Source organism: Paraburkholderia sp. XV, assembly GCF_020177535.1.
Lineage (GTDB): Bacteria > Pseudomonadota > Gammaproteobacteria > Burkholderiales > Burkholderiaceae > Paraburkholderia > Paraburkholderia caribensis.
In genome coordinates this window covers 1-15,902 of the sequence record NZ_JAGUUD010000153.1, presented here as the reverse complement: position 1 = coordinate 15,902, position 15,902 = coordinate 1, and the positions used below count along the sequence as shown (strand labels likewise).

The following is a 15,902-nucleotide window of genomic DNA, read 5'->3' as shown; positions in this document are numbered from 1 at the left end:
GCGGACTCAGGCAGATCATCGCGACCACGAGCGACATGATCGTCGCGGCGGAAGCAGCGCACGGCGCGGAAGTCGTCGACAAGTTGCGCAGTTGCGGTGTCGATCTGCTGTTGCTCGACATGACGATGCCGGGCATCAGCGGTGTCGATCTGATTCGACGCGTGCGTGCCGAGCAGCCTGCATTGCCCGTGCTGGTGCTGAGCATTCACGACGAAGCGCAGGTCGCATCGCGCGCGCTTCGCGCTGGTGCGACGGGCTATCTGACGAAAGACAGCGATCCCGATGTCCTGCTCGCGGCGATCCGCAAGCTCGCGGACGGCGGACGCTTCATCGACCCGAAGCTCGTGGACGCGATGGTGTTCGAAACGCATCGCGGCGATATGCCGCCTCATGAAGTGCTGTCCGACCGTGAATTTCAGGTGCTGCAGATGCTGGCGGCGGGCAAGAGCATCAACGAAATCGCCGACACCTGCGCGCTCAGCGCCAAGACGATCAGTACCCACAAGATGCGGCTGATGCAGAAACTCGGGCTCGCCAACAACGCCGAGGTGATCCGTTACGCGATCCGTCACGGGCTGATCGTCGAATAGCGCCAGAAACAGCTTGCACATGCCCGAAGCGATTGAAGGCTTCGAGTAAATATTGCGTTTGCAATATGTCAGCGGGTTTGTCCGAATGTCGATGCCGCCATGCTCCGTGACACGATCTGAGCAGGGCTCGATATCGCGCGATCCGCACGTTCCCGTATTCGTCACTCGTACTTATGCATCGCAGGCGTTTCCTTTTCGCCGCGGCCAGTGCTGCGGGCGCCTCGCTCGCTGCACTGGCCGCACCGGGCGAGCACTTCGAAATCATCTATCCACAGATCCGGCCGGGCAGGGACGTGCATGCCGCATTCGCGCTCGCCACGCTCGATCTCGCGATGAAAGCGGCCAACGCGTCCTATTCGACACGGCAGGTCGAAATCGTGATGGAGCGCGGCCGTGCGCTCGCCGAACTCGCGAGCGGCACGACCATCAATCTGCACTGGACCAGCATGGACGCGCAGGCCGAGCGCGGCCTGAACGTCGTGCATATTCCGATTCATCGCGGCTTGATCGGGTACCGGGTGTTTCTGATCCGGCAGGACAGGCAGCCCGATTTCGACCGGATCGAAACGCTCGACGATCTGCGTTCGATGACGGGTGTTCAAGGGCTTGGCTGGATCGATACCGAGATCATGCGCAACGCAGGTCTCGCCGTGCAGACGACATCGAGTTACGAAACGATCTTCAAGATGGTCGAAGGCCGGCGCGTCGACTATTTTCCGCGCGGCGTGATCGAAGCGTATCCGGAGATCGAGTCGCGCAAGGAGACCGAGTCGAGCCTCGCTGTCGAGAACCGTTTGCTGCTCGCGTATCGCTCGGATTTTCTGTTCTATGTGTCGCCCAATCAGGAGCGGCTCGCGGCGACGATCGCACGAGGCTTCGCGGCGGCCTGGCGCGATGGCTCGTATCTGAAGTTATTCAACACACATCCGTATATCCAGAACGCGTTAAAGCGAACCAATCTGGCGAGTCGAAAAATCATTCGTCTGGATAATCCTTTTCTATCCGACGAAGATCGGGCCATTCCTGAGATGTATTGGATGCATCTATAACGTGCCGCTGAAACGTAATCAGCCATGTTTTGTATCAACATGTGGGAAATGAGCCCTAAAACCTAGGGTAACTACCTACAAAAGACCATTTATTAATTGTCAAATGATGTGTTTAGAATGACGCTTCAAATTGTGCTTCGCACAAACAAGCGTTAATTGCGAACACACATGCTATTCGCATGAAACAGCGCGGCCCCGCTGTGCATGTGGCATTAATCTAATTAGTAAGACTAACGGAGTCGCGTCAATGAACACACGGAATTCCGTAGGTGTCATTTCGGCGTGGGAGCCGGGCATCTCCGCTCTCCACGCATGGGCCAATCCCTTCGTTCGCGAAGTGCAATCCATCGTCGCGCTGAATCTGCAGACGATTAGCCAACTGAATGGCGAAGCGCTGAAAACCATGAGCATGGTCAGCAACGCTCGCACGCCGGACGCATGGGCCGCTATCCATCGGAGTGCGGTCAATAGCGGCGTGTCGCTATTCGCGGAGTACGGCCATGAATTGGGCCGTATCGTTTCGCGGCTCAATGTGGCGCTTCAGGAAGTCGGACAAACACAAGCGAGAAAGAACGACATCCAGTTGCGCTGCGCCGTCGATGCATTCCAGAGCCGCACGCAAGCGGCTGCATCTGCCATGACGTCGGCTGTCGCGACGGCGCTTTCCACTGCGCCAACGCCCGAAGCGCTCGCGCAACAGCAAACTAATGAGGCGATCGCGCGCGCTGCGCGAACCGAGGCGGATACGCGTCCCCACAAAGCGGTTGTCGATTAATCACCAAAGCACAGGCACACGCCGAACCATCTACCGACACGCGACGTCGCAGTGACTCGCGAAACGCGCGCGCCGCAGTGAGCGGCGGCATAAAAGGATCAGTCGGGGAGACCAGTTAACGGCTGTATCTGCGAACCAGCCGGTTGACGATCGGGAAGTTTCGCAATGAACGACTGACAGGTGCAAAGGATGACTAATCGAATTGCTGTGGTAACGGGCGGTATGGGTGGTCTGGGCGAGGCTATCAGTGTCCGTTTGCACGATGCCGGCTATCGCGTGGTCGTGACGTGCTCGCCCGGCAACACATGCTCGGACGAATGGCTCGCCGCGATGGAAGCCGCGGGGCGCGCGTTCTACGCGTATTCCGTCGACGTCGCCGATTACGACTCGTGTTACGCCTGCGTGGCGAAGATCACGGCGGAGATCGGTCCTGTCGACATCCTCGTGAACAATGCGGGCATCACGCGCGACATGACGCTGCGCAAGCTCGACAAGGTTAACTGGGACGCCGTGATGCGCACGAATCTCGATTCCGTCTTCAACATGACGAAGCCGGTGTGCGAAATGATGATGGAGCGCGGCTGGGGACGGGTGATCAATATCTCGTCGGTGAATGGCTCGAAGGGCTCGGTTGGGCAGACCAACTATGCGGCGGCGAAGGCGGGCATGCACGGCTTCACGAAGGCGCTCGCGCTCGAAGTGGCGCGCAAGGGCGTGACCGTCAACACGATTTCGCCCGGCTATCTCGCCACGAAGATGGTCACGGCGATTCCGCAGGAAATCCTCGACACGAAGATCCTGCCGCAGATTCCCGCCGGCCGCCTGGGCAAGCCGGAAGAAGTGGCCGCGCTCGTCGCGTTCCTGTGTTCGGAAGACGCGGGTTTCATTACGGGTGCCAACCTGGCCGTGAACGGCGGCCAGCATATGAACTGATTCTGTATCGACAGGAACAGGGTCCACGCAAGTCCGAAGAAAGCGGAAAGGGCCCGATAAGGAAGAAGTGGTGGAGACAAAACAACAGCTTTATCAATGCCGGTGCACGAACCAGATCGTCGTCGTGAACCGGACTTTCGGGCCGCGTACGCCTGCGGATCGCGATGCCGGTCGATACCGCGAACTGGTTTTCGAGCAATGCATGAGTGCAGGCAATTGTCCGAAGGCGGGGCAATGCCCGCTCTGAAAACACGGTGCGATGTTGCTGGCGTAGTTGTTACAGGGGATGGCAATGAACGAAACATGGATTGTGACTGCGCTTGGGGGATCCGTGCTGTTGATTGCGTTGCTGTCGGTGGTGCAGCACTACCGTCGCGAGCGCTCGCGCGCGGAATTGCTGAAGAATCTCGATCACCATAGCTGGTGCCGCTTCTCGCGCGTGCGGCGCTGATGTCGGGCAACTGCCGCGCGGTGCATCGCGCGGCTTTTCCGCTCACGCTTCCGCCATGCTGATCGTGCGCGTGACTTCGACGACGGCAAGCCGTATCGCGTCGATCAACGCGCGCGCGGCCGGCGACGGCGTGCCCGCGCTGCGCATCGTGAGGCCGATATCGCGCCGCGTGTTGTGCAGCTTCACGTCGAGCACGACCAGTTCACCCGACTGACACTCGTAGTGCAATTGCTGCGCGGACAGTGCCGCGAGCATGTCCGTGCCGAGCAGCAGGCCGCGAATCACCGCGAGGTCTGCCGTTTCGACGGACGGCATGGGCGGCTTGAGTCTGAGCCGTTTGAATTGCGCTTCGAACAGTCCGCGTGCAGGCGCGTGGCTGCGCGGCACGATCCATTGCATTTTCTGCAGATCGGCGAGCGTCAGGCCGCGCGCATTGGCTAGCGGATGCGCGCGCCGCGCGAGCACGACCATATCGTCCGACATCAAACGCTCGTTCAGCAGCCCGCTCGAAGCATCGTTCTCGCGCAACGCGCCGAGAATGAAATCGATGTCGCCCGCACGCAGTCCCGCGACCAGTGTTTCGTACGCGCTTTCGTCGGTGATGATGCGCACGCCCGGATGCTTCGCGCTCATGCTGGCGATAGCTTTCGGCAGAATCAGCGTGCGCCCCAGCGGCAACGCGCCGACGGTCACCGCGCCCTGAATGTAGCCGTGCAACGCGGCGATATCGTCGGGTACGTGCCGCAATTCGTTCAGCGCGCGGCGCACGTGCAGCAGAAACGTTTCGCCTTCCGTGGTGAGCAGGATGCCGCGCGGATGGCGATGGAACAGTTGCAGTCCCGAGCCGCTTTCGAGCACGCGAATCGCGGTGCTCACGGCTGGCTGACTGATGCCGAAGGCCTTTGCCGCGCTCGGCATATGCCGATGCCGCGCGAGCGCCGCGAACAGTTGCAGCCGCCGCGTATTGAGCAGATAGGCGGGCAACGAAGTTTCGGCGGCAGGACGGCGGCGCGCCTGGCGCGCGGCGCACCATTGCGCGAGCTCTTCGAGTTCCGTGAAAAGCCGTTCACAGCGATGCAGCACGGCGCGGCCGACGGGTGTCGGCAGCATGCCGGAAGGCTTGCGGTCGAACAGCCGTTCGCCAAGCGCGGCTTCGAGTTCCTGCACCGAGCGCGTCACGGCCGATTGCGCACGAAATAGCGCGGAAGCCGCACGCGTTGCACTGCCCGTATCCGCGACGAGTTTGAAGGCGCGCAGCTGCGCGATGTTGAGAAGATCGTTGCTGCTCACGGAATGGGTCACAAAAAAGTACTAAAAGCCGCCATCGTCATCGCCATCATGCCGCGCCTGCTATCAGATGTAGCGTGGGCAGCGACAGATTGAGGCTTTCCTTCGATATATGCGTGTGTTCCTTCATGAGCGCGTCGACGCGCGCCTTCGCCATCGACGAGCGTATTGTGCCAGTTGGACGATCGCTTGCTGGGTTGCCTCGTTCATGTGTTTCTACTCATCGGCTGGTCAGTATAGCGGCGCTCATGATCGCGCAACAACGCCTTCACAACGCATTGCGGCTTGATTCGCTTGCCATCTGTTCTGTTTATCGGCATGTACGTCTGCGTGTTTGCCTGAATGTGAATTTTCCTGATGTGGATGCGGTAGATGCCGGGCCGCTGACGCCCACTAAGCAGGGTGTAGGGCTCGTGGAAGGGATTGGTTTGTTGCCGCAAGTCGACCCACGGGGGCTCGAGTATCACTGGTTGCGGGTTCAGCGCGGGGCGCGGGAGAATTCGGCTGATTTCGAAACCGCCGTGGTCGCGGCCGGGCGCGTTTCGGTGACGCCGATTTACTTCGATCGTACGGATGAGGGCGCCTTTGCGGTGCGGGCATCCGCGGTTTGCTTTTGCTTTCGCTGGCATCCGCGATTCGTTAGCGTGCTTCACGCGTTGCCCCTGTGCGGGGCGGCACCTACTTTTCTTTGCCGCCGCAAAGAAAAGTAGGCAAAAGAAAGCGGCTCACACCGCCAGTGCTTGACGTTTTCCCACGGGCCCCCAACGTCCCCGCGCTTCACACCGTAGCGCACCTGTTCGCGGTCGTTGCCAACGTTCTCTCTGTACGCCTCACCCACTTCCTGTGCCCGCGTCGCAGCACGCCGTGCCGCACAGTTCGCCGCCGCCCAGGTGGCAAACTGTGTGTAGGCTTTCTCGTCGGGCGCGTGCCGCTTCGGGGTGGGTAGCGTGGCGTCTCGCGCCACGCGTGACGATCATCTCCGCCGGTGCTTCGATAGTGTGATCGTCTCGAATAGCTCGTAGTTCGCCGTCGGCGTCTGGTCGGCGCCCGGCGCGTGATAGTAGTTCATCGTGATCGTCGTCTTGCCGCCGTGTGGACCCGGCTCGTAGTCGAATACCGCGATGCCGTAGCCCGTGCCCGTGTCGCGCTGCGCCGACCAGATCGCATCTTCGAGGGCGTCGGCGCTGGCGCGCGTGAACGTGCCCGCCGTTGTGCCAGGCACCGGCCGGTTGGGCTTCGTGAACACCTTCGCCTGCGGATTGCCGTTGCCCGTGTCGACGCCGTACACGTCGAGCGGCGCGCTCGTGCCGCCGCCGCCGAGTATCAGGTGGATCGTGCCGTGGCTGGTGTCGAACGTGTTGCCGTTGCTTGCGTGCGAGTGAACCACGGGCTTCGGTTGCAGCGTGTCGACTTTCTCCCCGGTGACCGCGTCGACGCCCGCGTGATGGTTGCAGCCGCGCACAGGATAGCTGCGCTCGTAGTCGTGATCGTGGCCGCATAGCACGAGGTCCACGCCATAGCGGTCGAAGAGCGGTAGCCATGCCTCGCGGATGCCCTTGTCGGAGCCGTTGCCCGTCTTCGACGAACTGAGCGCATCCTGATGCATCTGCACGACGATCCAGTCGATATCGTCATCGTCGGCGGCATGGCGCAGCGTCTTCTCCAGCCAGCGCGTCTGCTCGCCGTTGCTGTAGCCGCGCACATAGAACGACGTGCCCGGCGCAATCGCCGGGTTGCCCGTGCTCGCGGCAGGCACCAGCGGCGCCGGGCCCGCGACGAAGGCCGCTGCGTCCTGATACACGACGTCGTCGGCATCGAGCGAAATGAACAGCACGGAACTCACGCGGAAGCTGTACCAGCGGCCCGGAAAGCGCGTGCCGTTGTGCGGCAGCGTGTAGCGCGTGAGGTACGAATCGAAGCCTTGCGCGCCGTTGTTGAATTCGATTTCGTGATTGCCGGGACACGGCATCCACGGACGATTCGCCGACGACGTCTGATTGTTGTTGCCGAAGTCGCGCCACACAGCCGGTTGCTGCGCCGGGTTCAGGTTCGCGTAGCACAGGTCGCCGTTGAGCAGGTGAAAGAGCGGCTGGAAACGCTCGACGGCCTGCACCGCGAAGCGGCTTTGCGGCGACGACAGCACCCACCCTGTGTTGGGCGTCGCCAGATCGCCATAGCTCGTGAAGCGGAACGGCGCGCGGCCGCGCGGCGCCGTCTTGAAGGATGCCGAGAAGGGCGTGCCCGCACGGCTGTCGTTATCGGCCGTGACTTCGTATTCGTACGTGGTTCCCGCATTCAGGCCGTGCAGACGCGCGTGATACGTGAACACGACTTCGCCATTCAGGCCGTCCGTGTAGGTGCGTTGAACGGCATGCACGATGTCCTTCCTGTCGCCGGCCGCGCCGAAGCGCACGTGCGGATTCGCCGCAGCCGCCATCGATGCCCACGACACCACGACTTCGTTCGTCGGATCTTCGCCCCACGTGAGATGGACCTGCTCAGGCGTGCCGTCAGGCGTCGACGGATCGGCTTTGGCCGAGCCCGCAAACGTGCTGGCGGCCGTCGCGAATCCCGACGCACCCGCGAGCTTCAGAAAGCCACGGCGCGAAAAAGTGGCGGACTGGGTGGCGGACGGCGTGTTGTCCGGTTCGTCGGGCGTTGTGTCGGGGGCGTTGTTTTTCGACATGTCTGTTGTTCTCGCTTCGGAAGGGCAAGCGACGCGCGGACAGGCTGCGGCGCAGGCGCGTCGGCGCCGGAAAGGAACGGGAAGAAAACGTGATTCCGGCGACACGATATTCCCAAACCTGTTACCTCGCTGTGACAGCCCGATCACGACGCTTGCACGTTTGCGGCCGGCGCGGGTGTTGTAACGGCGCACACAAGGCAAGGCAATTGAACGCCGACGTTACACTTGCTGCCCGCACACGGTGATTCGCGGCGCGGAATTCACGTTTGCTTACACACGCACACATCTTCGCGGTGCGATTTGCATAGAGTGTCTCCCGAGATCCGAAGCTGGGAGAGCACGATGAAAGCAACAATCACCCTGACGATGCCCGGGCGCTCGCGTCGAAGCGCACTTGCTGGGCGCTGCTGATCATGGCGGGCGCATACGAACATTCACCTGACGGCGACATGGTCGTCAGCGTCGAGGAGCAACCGTCGTCGAAAGGCACATGCGTGACGGTGCAGGCGGACGGCAGGTCGATGTCGGCCGAATACAGCGAGTTGACGGGGCAACTGTGCCTGAGACAGGACGGCGTGATGGTGCAGGAATGGTTTCCGCCGCATTCGTGGTTCGCGATTGCATCGGTGGCGGGCGCGAGCCGTTGGGGCACGCAGCCGAGTGCAGACGACCTGCAAGCGCTGATTCGCAATGAGTTGATGGCGAGGCGAGGGTAGGGGCGCTTGCAACGCGCCGATCACGAGGACATCCTCACGCAATAGTATGCTACCCCGCATATCCGTTGATTCATCGATCAACTCAGCCTGATGCGAGGAGGGCACCGTGACAGTCTCCCGTTTGCGCAACATCCCGGGCATCGGCGTCGACAGAATGGGCGACGCTGCCGACGCGACGAAGAATCGCAACCTCTTGCGGCTGGAGAACCTCGACACCGACCTGAGACCGCCCGCCGAAGCAATCCGCCGCACGCACGAGGCCGTCGACGATGACGACGCCAACAGCTATCTGCCGTTCACAGGCCAGACGGCATTGCGTCAGGCCGTGGTTGCGCGGATGAAGCAGTCGACGGGCATCGACTACGACGCCGGCAGCGAATGCATCGTTTCCGCTGGCGGACTTGCGGGCATTCTCAACGTGCTGTTGTCGATCCTCGAACCGGGCGACGAAGTCGTGCTGACCGACCCGACCTACGCGGGCCTCATCAATCGCGTGCTGCTCGCGGGCGGCGTGCCGAAGTTCGCGCGGCTCCTGCCTTCGGACGATGGCTGGCGGCTCGACATCGAATCATTGGCAAGCGCCGTGGGGCCGCGCACGCGCGCCATCCTCATCATGTCGCCGTCGATGCCGAGCGGCTTCGTGGCCAACCAGGCCGAGTGGCATGCAATCGCCGGGCATTGCCGCCACGCGGACGCATGGCTCGTTTACGACGCCGCAATGGAGCGCATCCTGTTCGACGGGCGCAGCGTGATTCATCCCGCGTCGTTGCCGCAGATGCGCGAGCGCACCTTCACGGTCGGCTCTGTATCCAAGGAGTACCGGATGATCGGCTGGCGCGTGGGCTGGATCGTCGGTCCCGAACGCATCATGCACGACGTGCGGCTGACCAGTCTGTCGAATGTTGTTTGCCAGGTCGGTATCGGCATGCCCGGCGCGACGGCGGCGCTGACCTGCGCAGACGATGGCGTCGCGCAGGCGGTCGCCGTCTGGCAGGCGCGGCGCGATTTTCTGCTCAATGCGTTGGGCGATCTGCCGCTGGTACGTCCCGATGGCGGATGGTCGCTGCTCGTCGACACGGCGCAGCTCGGCATCGGGCCACCCGATGCATCACGCCTGCTCCTCGAAAAAGGCGAAGTCGCCGCGACGCCGATGAACGGCTGGGGCCCGCAAGCGCAACGGTATCTGCGCTTCGTGTTCGCCAACGAATCCGTCGAGCGTCTTGCGGATATCCGCGAGCGCGTGCGCGGAGCGTGGCGCATCTGACACGCCCCAAAAGCGCGTTCAATCCGCATGCAGCCAGCGCAGCACCTGGCGCCATTGCATATCGTGCATGGCGCTAAACCAGTCGTCGTGACCGGCATCGGGCAACACCATCAACTGGGCGCCGGGACGCGCGCTCGCCAGCCGTTGCGCGTGAACGATGGGAATCAGCGAGTCTTGCTGCGCACCGATCACGACAAGCGGTCCGTTATAGCGTTGGAGGGCTGCCACTGAATCGAATGGATCGTGCAGCATCCAGCGCACGGGAAACAGCCAGTACTTTTCTCCTGCGACACTCGCGAGCGTGTCCCATGGCGTAATGAGCGCGACGCCCGCAACCACGCCTTCGTTGCCTTTAACGGCCTGTGCCGCCATGCCCGCGCCGAGCGATTCGCCCACCAGATAAACGGGTCCGCTCCATTGCGCGCGCGCTGCGGCAAGCGCGTCTCGCGATGCCGCCAGTGCCGCCAGCATCGTGCGCTTGCCTTGACGGTTGCCTTGCCCCGGATATTCGACCATCACGACGCGAAAACCATCGCGGACAAAGACTTCGGCGACGGGCAGTTTGTTCTCCGCGGTTTCGGCATTGCCGTGAAAGAGGACGAACGTGCCGCGCGGCGCGGCGGCGGCAGGCGTTGCGACATAGCCCGCGTAGAGTCCGTCGACATGCCACGGCTCGACGTCGTAGGCGCCGTGATGCCCTGTCGGCGTGCCGGTGGTATCGAGCGGCGCAGGCAGCAGCATGCGGTCCTGCATCAGGTAAAGCGCGATCAGCGCGACCAGGTACGCGACGAGCGCGAGGCGGACGCAGAACTTGATCATCGGCATGTCCGTGTCCGTCACAGTTGTGATTCTTCTGATTCGGCAGCACGACGAGCCGTCGAGGCCGACGCCGGCTTCGAACAGCGCGTCGTGCGGGTCTTGTCCGCCGCAGCGGACGAGGGCTGTTACGCGTGCGCGTGACGGTCCTCGGTGATGGCCTTCAGGCGGGCGTCGCCTGCGTCTTTCGCAGCCGCTCGGGTCGAGTATTTTTCGTCGGAAACGAGCGTGCGCTTCACTTCGCGTGCACCGAAATCGATCAGCGCAATCACCCACACATAATCGCCCGCCTGTTCGGCCGTTTGCACGAAGGCTTGCACATGGCCCTTTTCATCTGCTTTCATCGTGACCTCCTGAAAATTCGCGCGATAGATGGCGCACATCCAGCATGACCGAGGCCCGGCACGGTGTTGCGCAGACGTTCGGCCGCGATGCGCCTGAAACGATTCTAGGCCATGAAAACGCGTCGCACGACCTGCATGTGGTTCACACGTTTTATGGCGCGCCTCGCCCGGTAGTGCGGCTGATGTATGCTGCTGGTTTTTCGGGCAGATCGACAGCAAGAGGGGACATATGCGGCGCGTCGTATTCAATCAGAAGGGTGGTGTCGGCAAATCGACGATCGTATGCAACCTGGCGGCGATCAGCGCGCGTGAAGGCCTGCGCACGCTCGTCATCGATCTGGATGCGCAAGGCAATTCGACCCAGTATCTGCTCGGCTCGCGGGCGAGCGACGTCAATCCTACCGTGGCCGGTTTCTTCGAAACGGCGCTGACGTTCAGCTTCAAGCCCGTCGACGTAACGTCGTTCATTCATCCGACGCCATTCGACAATCTGGACATCATGCCCGCGCACGCGGATCTCGACACGCTGCACGGCAAGCTCGAATCGCGCTACAAGATCTACAAGCTGCGCGACGCACTCAACGAGCTCGACATGTACGACGCGGTCTACATCGACACGCCGCCCGCACTGAATTTCTACACGCGCTCCGCACTGATTGCTGTCGAGCGCTGTCTGATTCCGTTCGACTGCGACGACTTCTCGCGCCGCGCGCTCTATACGCTGCTCGATAACGTGAAGGAAATCCAGCAGGACCACAACGATGCACTGCACGTCGAAGGCATCGTGATCAACCAGTTTCAGCCGCGCGCGAGCCTGCCGCAGCAACTGGTCGACGAACTGGTGGCCGAAGGCTTGCCCGTGCTCGATGCGAGGCTGTCGTCGTCCGTCAAGATCAAGGAATCGCACCAGCATGCGAAGCCCGTGATCCACCTCGACCCGCGTCACAAGCTCTCGCTGGAGTATCTGGCGCTGCATCGCGAACTGGCGGGTTAGCAGGGCCAATCCTTACCAGATTCCAGAGACAACTCACCAGACTCGCCCTACCGATTAGCACGGTCGTACGCATAGAATCGCCTCCAGACCAACACAACAAAGGAGGAGATCGATGAGGCCATATCGGGCTATCACCCTTGCGGCCGCCTTGCTGACGGGCTCGGCCGCGCATGCGCAGAGCGCGGGAAGTTTCGTGGCGAATGTCGGCTGGTTCCATCTCGCGCCGCAATCGTCGAGCCAACCGTTCAGCATCAGTGCGCTCGGCTCGACGACGACCGCGAGCGGGTCGGGCGCCAGTGTCGACGGCGCCGATACCGTGGGGCTGACTGCGACGTATTTCATCACCGACCATATCGCAGCAGAAGGCGTGTTCGGCGTGCCGCCGAAATTCACGCTGTCGGGCACGGGCACGCTCGCGGGACTCGGCGAACTGGGCAAGGCGTATGAGTGGAGCCCGACGCTATTGCTGAAGTACTATTTCAACGATGCGCAAAGCCATTTCCGTCCTTATCTCGGTGCGGGCGTGGCCTATGTCTGGTATAGCGGCGTGAAGCTCGGTTCGGCGATGTCGAGCGGCGCATTTCTTTACTCGTCGACGTATGGCACCGCGCTCGAAGGGCAGACATCGGCGAAGTTGAGCAGTTCGTTTGCGCCTGTCATCAACGCGGGCTTCACGTATAACTTCGACAAGCACTGGTCAGCGGGCGTGTCGCTGTCTTACATGTGGCTATCGACGCGCGCAACGCTGACCACACATTCGAGCGTCGGCACGGTGACGAGCACGTCGAAACTCCACGTGGATCCTATCGTTTCATTTGTGTCGGTCGGGTATCGCTTCTGACCAGCGCTTCAAGGTTATTCTTCAAAAAAGGCAACCAGGGCCCGTCGATTGACGGGCCTTTGGCTTTTGGCGGACCGCAATGCGCGATTTCAGTAATCTTCGACGAGGGCGTTATCGAGGCCGAATGTCTTCAAGGTCTTGAGCGCGCGGTCGGAGACGACAAGCCGCGAGTCGTCGGCAATGCCGAAATCGTTGCGTCCCGCCGTGCCCGTCACGGATAGCCATAGAAATTCCGGCAATATCCGGTCGGGATAAATTTCTTTAAAGGAGTCGCTCACCGTTATTTCAACTTCGCGGCATTCGAATCCGCTTGCGCCGGCCTCATTCAGCGCATTGGCGGCTTCGCGCGTGATGATCAACGCAGGGAAGCTCTCCAGTAGCGCATCGCCCAGCCAATTGATGATCCGGTAGTGCAGTTTGATGACGGTTGGCGGATGGATGTCTGGCTCCAGCACCGTATTCTTTCCAAGGCCGCCAGCCACTTCTGGTTCGACATAGTAAAACGCCATATCGCATCGAGATCGGAGTGATCGCTAGTTTTGGCTCACATTCCGGTTATAGCATAATAGGGATCAGAAATATTTTCTCGATGCGAAAGGCGATGTAATAACGCAGCATATTTCGTAAATATGACGCATCACGCATAGGGCGCGACTGTCGGAATTGACCGGGGTCAATGCATGAGGGTAATCTTTACCCGAGATGCGCGGCAAATCCCGCTTTGCCGGGCGCGATATCGTCGCGCAACGTGAGGGCGGGAATCTCGTATGCCCCGCCATTCTGCGCATGAAATGGAATGGGCGGCACCGTCCACAGCGTGTCCAGACGTTGCCCCAGTGTTTCGCAAGTGGCTGTGTAGCGAGCCTGGTCCATCTTGCCGGTCTGATAGATCACGAACGGCGGCAACACGTCGAAGCCCGGGTAGTACAGAATCCCGTGATGAATGGGGAACAGGATATCGTCGATCGGGCCGTTGATGCCGCGCGGGCCATAGTGCGATTCCCAGCCGCCCGTCGTCACGATCAGCATGGCGCGCTTGCCTGCCAGCGTGCCTTCGCCATAGCGGTCACCCCAGCGCGCGTCGGAATGCTCGCCGACGCCATACGCGAAGCCGTACGCATACACGCGCTCCACCCAGCCTTTCAGGATCGCAGGCATCGAGAACCACCACAGCGGAAACTGCAAGATCACCGCGTCGGCCCATAACAGCTTCTGCTGTTCCCGTGCGATGTCTTCGCTTTGCAAACCGTTTTCGAACGCGTGCTTCGAATCGAGGCTGGGGTCGAAGCGTTTGCCGATGGGCGGGACCACGCTGTCGCTTGCATCGAGCGAGGCTTTCCAGTTCATCGCATACAGATCCGACACCTGCACGGCGTGTCCGCTCGCTTCCAGACGTGCGGCCGCAAAGTCCTTCAGCGCGCCATTCAGCGAGCGCGGTTCGGGGTGAGCATAGACGAGTAGTACATTCATGGTTCGATCTCCGTGATTCACGGAAAGCAGCGTAAGCGGCGCTCAGGTATATTGGAAATGAATTTCTGATATGTGCGGTATTACGATGAATAATCTCAGACGTTTGGACCTGAATCTGCTGGTTACGCTCGATGCGCTCCTCTCAGAACATAACGTGACGCGAGCAGCGGAGCGATTGAATTTTTCTCAACCTTCGGTGAGCGTGCACCTGGCAAAGCTGCGCGAGATCTTTGGCGATCCGCTATTGCTACCGGGTCCGCGCGGCATGCGGCCCACCGCGCGAGCGGACGAACTGCGAGAGCCCTTGCGCGAAGCGCTCGAAGCGCTGGAGCACGTCATGTCGCCCGCGAAGGCATTCGACCCGGGCACGGCGACGCAAACATGGCGAGTGGCCGCAACTGACTACAGCGAGTCGACGGTGTTGCTGCCAGTGTTGGCTGCGTTGCGTTCGGCAGCGCCCGGTACGCGGCTTTCCGTTGTCGAGATGATGCCGCAGCGCATCCTGAAGCAGGCGGAACGAGGCGAAATCGACCTCGCCTTTCATACCAGTGACGAGTCGCCTTTGGGCATGCATCGCCGGGTGCTGTTCACGGAGCGTTATGTGCTGGCCGGCCGCGCAGGCCATCCGCGGCTGAAACGTCGGCCGACGCCGGCGCAGTTCTGCGCGCTGGAGCATGTCATCGTTTCGCCTGACGGCGGCGGGTTTCGCGGCGTCACGGATGAAGCGCTCGGGCAACTGGGGCTCACGCGCCGCGTCGTACTGTCCGTTCCGCACTTTCTGTTCATGCTGTCCGCGCTGGCAAGCACGGATCTCGTCGCGATGGTGCCCGAGCGGCTGGTCCGGAACACGAGTGCATTGCAGATCGTCAAACCGCCTGTCGATGTGCCCGGCTATGAAATGGGGATGCTATGGCATGAGCGATGTCATCGCGACCCGGCGCAACGCTGGTTGCGCGAGCAGATTGTCAATGCTGCGTAAAACCAGTTTTACGTCTGGTTGAAACACGCATGACGCAACGAAGCGCAACGAACCGAAAATGAGTGAAGTGAAAAAGCAGTCTGCAGATGTTCAATCTCACCGGCCTGATTTCCGCTTCCTTTGCAATGAAGGAGAGCGCTCGGTCAAGTGAGACGCGGCATCCTGATCGGGAGAACGAATCGCACCCGACTCTTGACGCTCGCGTTGTCCGTACAGCGCGAGCAGAACCCTGCCGTTGCGATTGCGACATTGCGCAATGCATTGCCCAAAGCCGTGAAAAACACGCTTCGCCGATTCCGGACTCAAAATGGTTCGCGCGGCTCGCGGCAACTCCGTTATGCCGGCCCGCGTGCTTGCCGACAGGCGTCATTTCATATTGACGCCTTAAGGCCCGCCGCATAAGCGTTCATTCGACGTTATGTTTTTTGTGCATGACCCTCATGCGCAATTGGCATTGGACGTAGCCGGGCCATTTCGCGACCATCCCGCTCTCGCTCGATGGCACCAGAACCGTCGACGATACCTCTCGCGGCGCGGCGTGCGACAGCCGTCGCGATTCGCTATCGAATAACAAGGAAAGCCGGAATTCGCCGATGCCAACGCAAGGTGGCAAGGCGCTTCCGTACACGAGATATGAGGAAGACAATTGAATAGTTCTATTCAACGGCACATTGGCCCATTCGCGCTGATGCTGACGGGGCTCGGCT

At 61.2% G+C, this 15,902-nt stretch carries 18 protein-coding genes and 2 pseudogenes; 12 read left to right on the top strand and 8 right to left on the bottom strand.

The window, feature by feature from the left end:
• The 6 genes from KFO72_RS37870 to KFO72_RS37845 form a co-directional block, all read left to right on the top strand.
• Nucleotides 1–590 (top strand): response regulator (locus tag KFO72_RS37870; protein ID WP_225034225.1); only part of this gene is annotated, 590 nt, incomplete at its 5' end.
• Nucleotides 591–763: 173 nt separating this feature from the next.
• Nucleotides 764–1,639, top strand: coding sequence for a hypothetical protein (locus tag KFO72_RS37865; RefSeq protein ID WP_060607349.1), 876 nt, complete (start codon nucleotides 764–766; stop codon nucleotides 1,637–1,639).
• 247 nt (nucleotides 1,640–1,886) lie between these two features.
• On the top strand, nucleotides 1,887–2,414 hold the full coding sequence (locus KFO72_RS37860; protein ID WP_225034224.1) for a phasin family protein: 528 nt from the start codon (nucleotides 1,887–1,889) through the stop codon (nucleotides 2,412–2,414).
• A gap of 189 nt (nucleotides 2,415–2,603) precedes the next feature.
• Nucleotides 2,604–3,347, top strand: coding sequence for an acetoacetyl-CoA reductase (gene phbB / locus KFO72_RS37855; protein WP_224100505.1), 744 nt, complete (start codon nucleotides 2,604–2,606; stop codon nucleotides 3,345–3,347).
• Between the two features lie 70 nt (nucleotides 3,348–3,417).
• Complete coding sequence (locus tag KFO72_RS37850; protein WP_156516761.1) at nucleotides 3,418–3,594, top strand: hypothetical protein; 177 nt, start codon at nucleotides 3,418–3,420, stop codon at nucleotides 3,592–3,594.
• 45 nt (nucleotides 3,595–3,639) lie between these two features.
• Nucleotides 3,640–3,798, top strand: coding sequence for a hypothetical protein (locus tag KFO72_RS37845; RefSeq protein WP_167352384.1), 159 nt, complete (start codon nucleotides 3,640–3,642; stop codon nucleotides 3,796–3,798).
• A gap of 42 nt (nucleotides 3,799–3,840) precedes the next feature.
• On the opposite strand, the gene KFO72_RS37840 is transcribed toward KFO72_RS37845, so the two are convergent.
• On the bottom strand, nucleotides 3,841–5,088 hold the full coding sequence (locus KFO72_RS37840; RefSeq protein WP_225034223.1) for a LysR family transcriptional regulator: 1,248 nt from the start codon (nucleotides 5,086–5,088) through the stop codon (nucleotides 3,841–3,843).
• A gap of 46 nt (nucleotides 5,089–5,134) precedes the next feature.
• Nucleotides 5,135–5,233 (bottom strand): annotated as a pseudogene (locus tag KFO72_RS42370) (GntR family transcriptional regulator); the annotation flags it as partial.
• Between the two features lie 187 nt (nucleotides 5,234–5,420).
• On the opposite strand from KFO72_RS42370, the pseudogene KFO72_RS37835 reads away from it, so the two are divergent.
• Nucleotides 5,421–5,693, top strand: a pseudogene (locus tag KFO72_RS37835) (5'/3'-nucleotidase SurE); the annotation flags it as partial.
• 365 nt (nucleotides 5,694–6,058) lie between these two features.
• On the opposite strand, the gene KFO72_RS37830 reads toward KFO72_RS37835, so the two are convergent.
• Nucleotides 6,059–7,771: a purple acid phosphatase family protein gene (locus KFO72_RS37830; protein ID WP_225034222.1), complete on the bottom strand. Its 1,713-nt coding sequence runs from the start codon at nucleotides 7,769–7,771 to the stop codon at nucleotides 6,059–6,061.
• A 413-nt stretch (nucleotides 7,772–8,184) separates the two neighbouring features.
• On the opposite strand from KFO72_RS37830, the gene KFO72_RS37825 reads away from it, so the two are divergent.
• Together KFO72_RS37825 and KFO72_RS37820 are read left to right on the top strand one after the other, a co-directional pair.
• Nucleotides 8,185–8,487, top strand: a complete 303-nt coding sequence (locus KFO72_RS37825) for a hypothetical protein (protein WP_225034221.1) — start codon at nucleotides 8,185–8,187, stop codon at nucleotides 8,485–8,487.
• Between the two features lie 106 nt (nucleotides 8,488–8,593).
• The gene (locus KFO72_RS37820) at nucleotides 8,594–9,751 is read left to right on the top strand and encodes a pyridoxal phosphate-dependent aminotransferase (RefSeq protein ID WP_225034220.1); all 1,158 of its coding nucleotides are present in this window, start codon (nucleotides 8,594–8,596) and stop codon (nucleotides 9,749–9,751) included.
• 18 nt (nucleotides 9,752–9,769) lie between these two features.
• Here KFO72_RS37820 and KFO72_RS37815 read toward each other — a convergent pair whose 3' ends face one another.
• Together KFO72_RS37815 and KFO72_RS37810 are read right to left on the bottom strand one after the other, a co-directional pair.
• Complete coding sequence (locus tag KFO72_RS37815) at nucleotides 9,770–10,576, bottom strand: alpha/beta hydrolase (protein ID WP_225034219.1); 807 nt, start codon at nucleotides 10,574–10,576, stop codon at nucleotides 9,770–9,772.
• Between the two features lie 119 nt (nucleotides 10,577–10,695).
• Entirely contained in the window at nucleotides 10,696–10,911 is a 216-nt protein-coding gene (locus KFO72_RS37810; protein ID WP_054931838.1) for a hypothetical protein, read from the bottom strand.
• Between the two features lie 229 nt (nucleotides 10,912–11,140).
• Between KFO72_RS37810 and KFO72_RS37805 the strand changes: the two genes are divergently transcribed.
• Nucleotides 11,141–11,905, top strand: a complete 765-nt coding sequence (locus KFO72_RS37805; protein ID WP_054931833.1) for a ParA family protein — start codon at nucleotides 11,141–11,143, stop codon at nucleotides 11,903–11,905.
• A gap of 112 nt (nucleotides 11,906–12,017) precedes the next feature.
• A complete protein-coding gene (locus KFO72_RS37800) occupies nucleotides 12,018–12,746 on the top strand; it encodes an OmpW/AlkL family protein (RefSeq protein ID WP_054931834.1) in 729 nt (242 codons plus the stop codon).
• An 89-nt stretch (nucleotides 12,747–12,835) separates the two neighbouring features.
• On the opposite strand, the gene KFO72_RS37795 is transcribed toward KFO72_RS37800, so the two are convergent.
• Entirely contained in the window at nucleotides 12,836–13,255 is a 420-nt protein-coding gene (locus KFO72_RS37795; RefSeq protein ID WP_107204241.1) for a hypothetical protein, read from the bottom strand.
• 184 nt (nucleotides 13,256–13,439) lie between these two features.
• On the bottom strand, nucleotides 13,440–14,216 hold the full coding sequence (locus tag KFO72_RS37790; RefSeq protein ID WP_225034218.1) for an NAD(P)H-dependent oxidoreductase: 777 nt from the start codon (nucleotides 14,214–14,216) through the stop codon (nucleotides 13,440–13,442).
• An 85-nt stretch (nucleotides 14,217–14,301) separates the two neighbouring features.
• Between KFO72_RS37790 and KFO72_RS37785 the strand changes: the two genes are divergently transcribed.
• Nucleotides 14,302–15,195 carry a LysR family transcriptional regulator gene (locus tag KFO72_RS37785; protein ID WP_062917753.1) on the top strand — a complete coding sequence of 298 codons (894 nt, stop codon included), beginning with the start codon at nucleotides 14,302–14,304 and terminating at the stop codon, nucleotides 15,193–15,195.
• Between the two features lie 406 nt (nucleotides 15,196–15,601).
• Here KFO72_RS37785 and KFO72_RS37780 read toward each other — a convergent pair.
• Nucleotides 15,602–15,902 (bottom strand): hypothetical protein (locus KFO72_RS37780; RefSeq protein WP_225034217.1); only part of this gene is annotated, 301 nt, incomplete at its 5' end.

Bases quoted from the DNA above. Each gene is read 5' to 3' on its own strand.
- KFO72_RS37865 (WP_060607349.1), top strand. From the start codon at position 764: ATGCATCGCAGGCGTTTCCTTTTCGCCGCGGCCAGTGCTGCGGGCGCC.
- KFO72_RS37860 (WP_225034224.1), top strand. From the start codon at position 1,887: ATGAACACACGGAATTCCGTAGGTGTCATTTCGGCGTGGGAGCCGGGC.
- phbB (WP_224100505.1), top strand. From the start codon at position 2,604: ATGACTAATCGAATTGCTGTGGTAACGGGCGGTATGGGTGGTCTGGGC.
- KFO72_RS37845 (WP_167352384.1), top strand. From the start codon at position 3,640: ATGAACGAAACATGGATTGTGACTGCGCTTGGGGGATCCGTGCTGTTG.
- KFO72_RS37830 (WP_225034222.1), bottom strand. From the start codon at position 7,771: ATGTCGAAAAACAACGCCCCCGACACAACGCCCGACGAACCGGACAAC.
- KFO72_RS37825 (WP_225034221.1), top strand. From the start codon at position 8,185: ATGGCGGGCGCATACGAACATTCACCTGACGGCGACATGGTCGTCAGC.
- KFO72_RS37815 (WP_225034219.1), bottom strand. From the start codon at position 10,576: ATGCCGATGATCAAGTTCTGCGTCCGCCTCGCGCTCGTCGCGTACCTG.
- KFO72_RS37810 (WP_054931838.1), bottom strand. From the start codon at position 10,911: ATGAAAGCAGATGAAAAGGGCCATGTGCAAGCCTTCGTGCAAACGGCC.
- KFO72_RS37805 (WP_054931833.1), top strand. From the start codon at position 11,141: ATGCGGCGCGTCGTATTCAATCAGAAGGGTGGTGTCGGCAAATCGACG.
- KFO72_RS37800 (WP_054931834.1), top strand. From the start codon at position 12,018: ATGAGGCCATATCGGGCTATCACCCTTGCGGCCGCCTTGCTGACGGGC.
- KFO72_RS37795 (WP_107204241.1), bottom strand. From the start codon at position 13,255: ATGGCGTTTTACTATGTCGAACCAGAAGTGGCTGGCGGCCTTGGAAAG.
- KFO72_RS37790 (WP_225034218.1), bottom strand. From the start codon at position 14,216: ATGAATGTACTACTCGTCTATGCTCACCCCGAACCGCGCTCGCTGAAT.
- KFO72_RS37785 (WP_062917753.1), top strand. From the start codon at position 14,302: ATGAATAATCTCAGACGTTTGGACCTGAATCTGCTGGTTACGCTCGAT.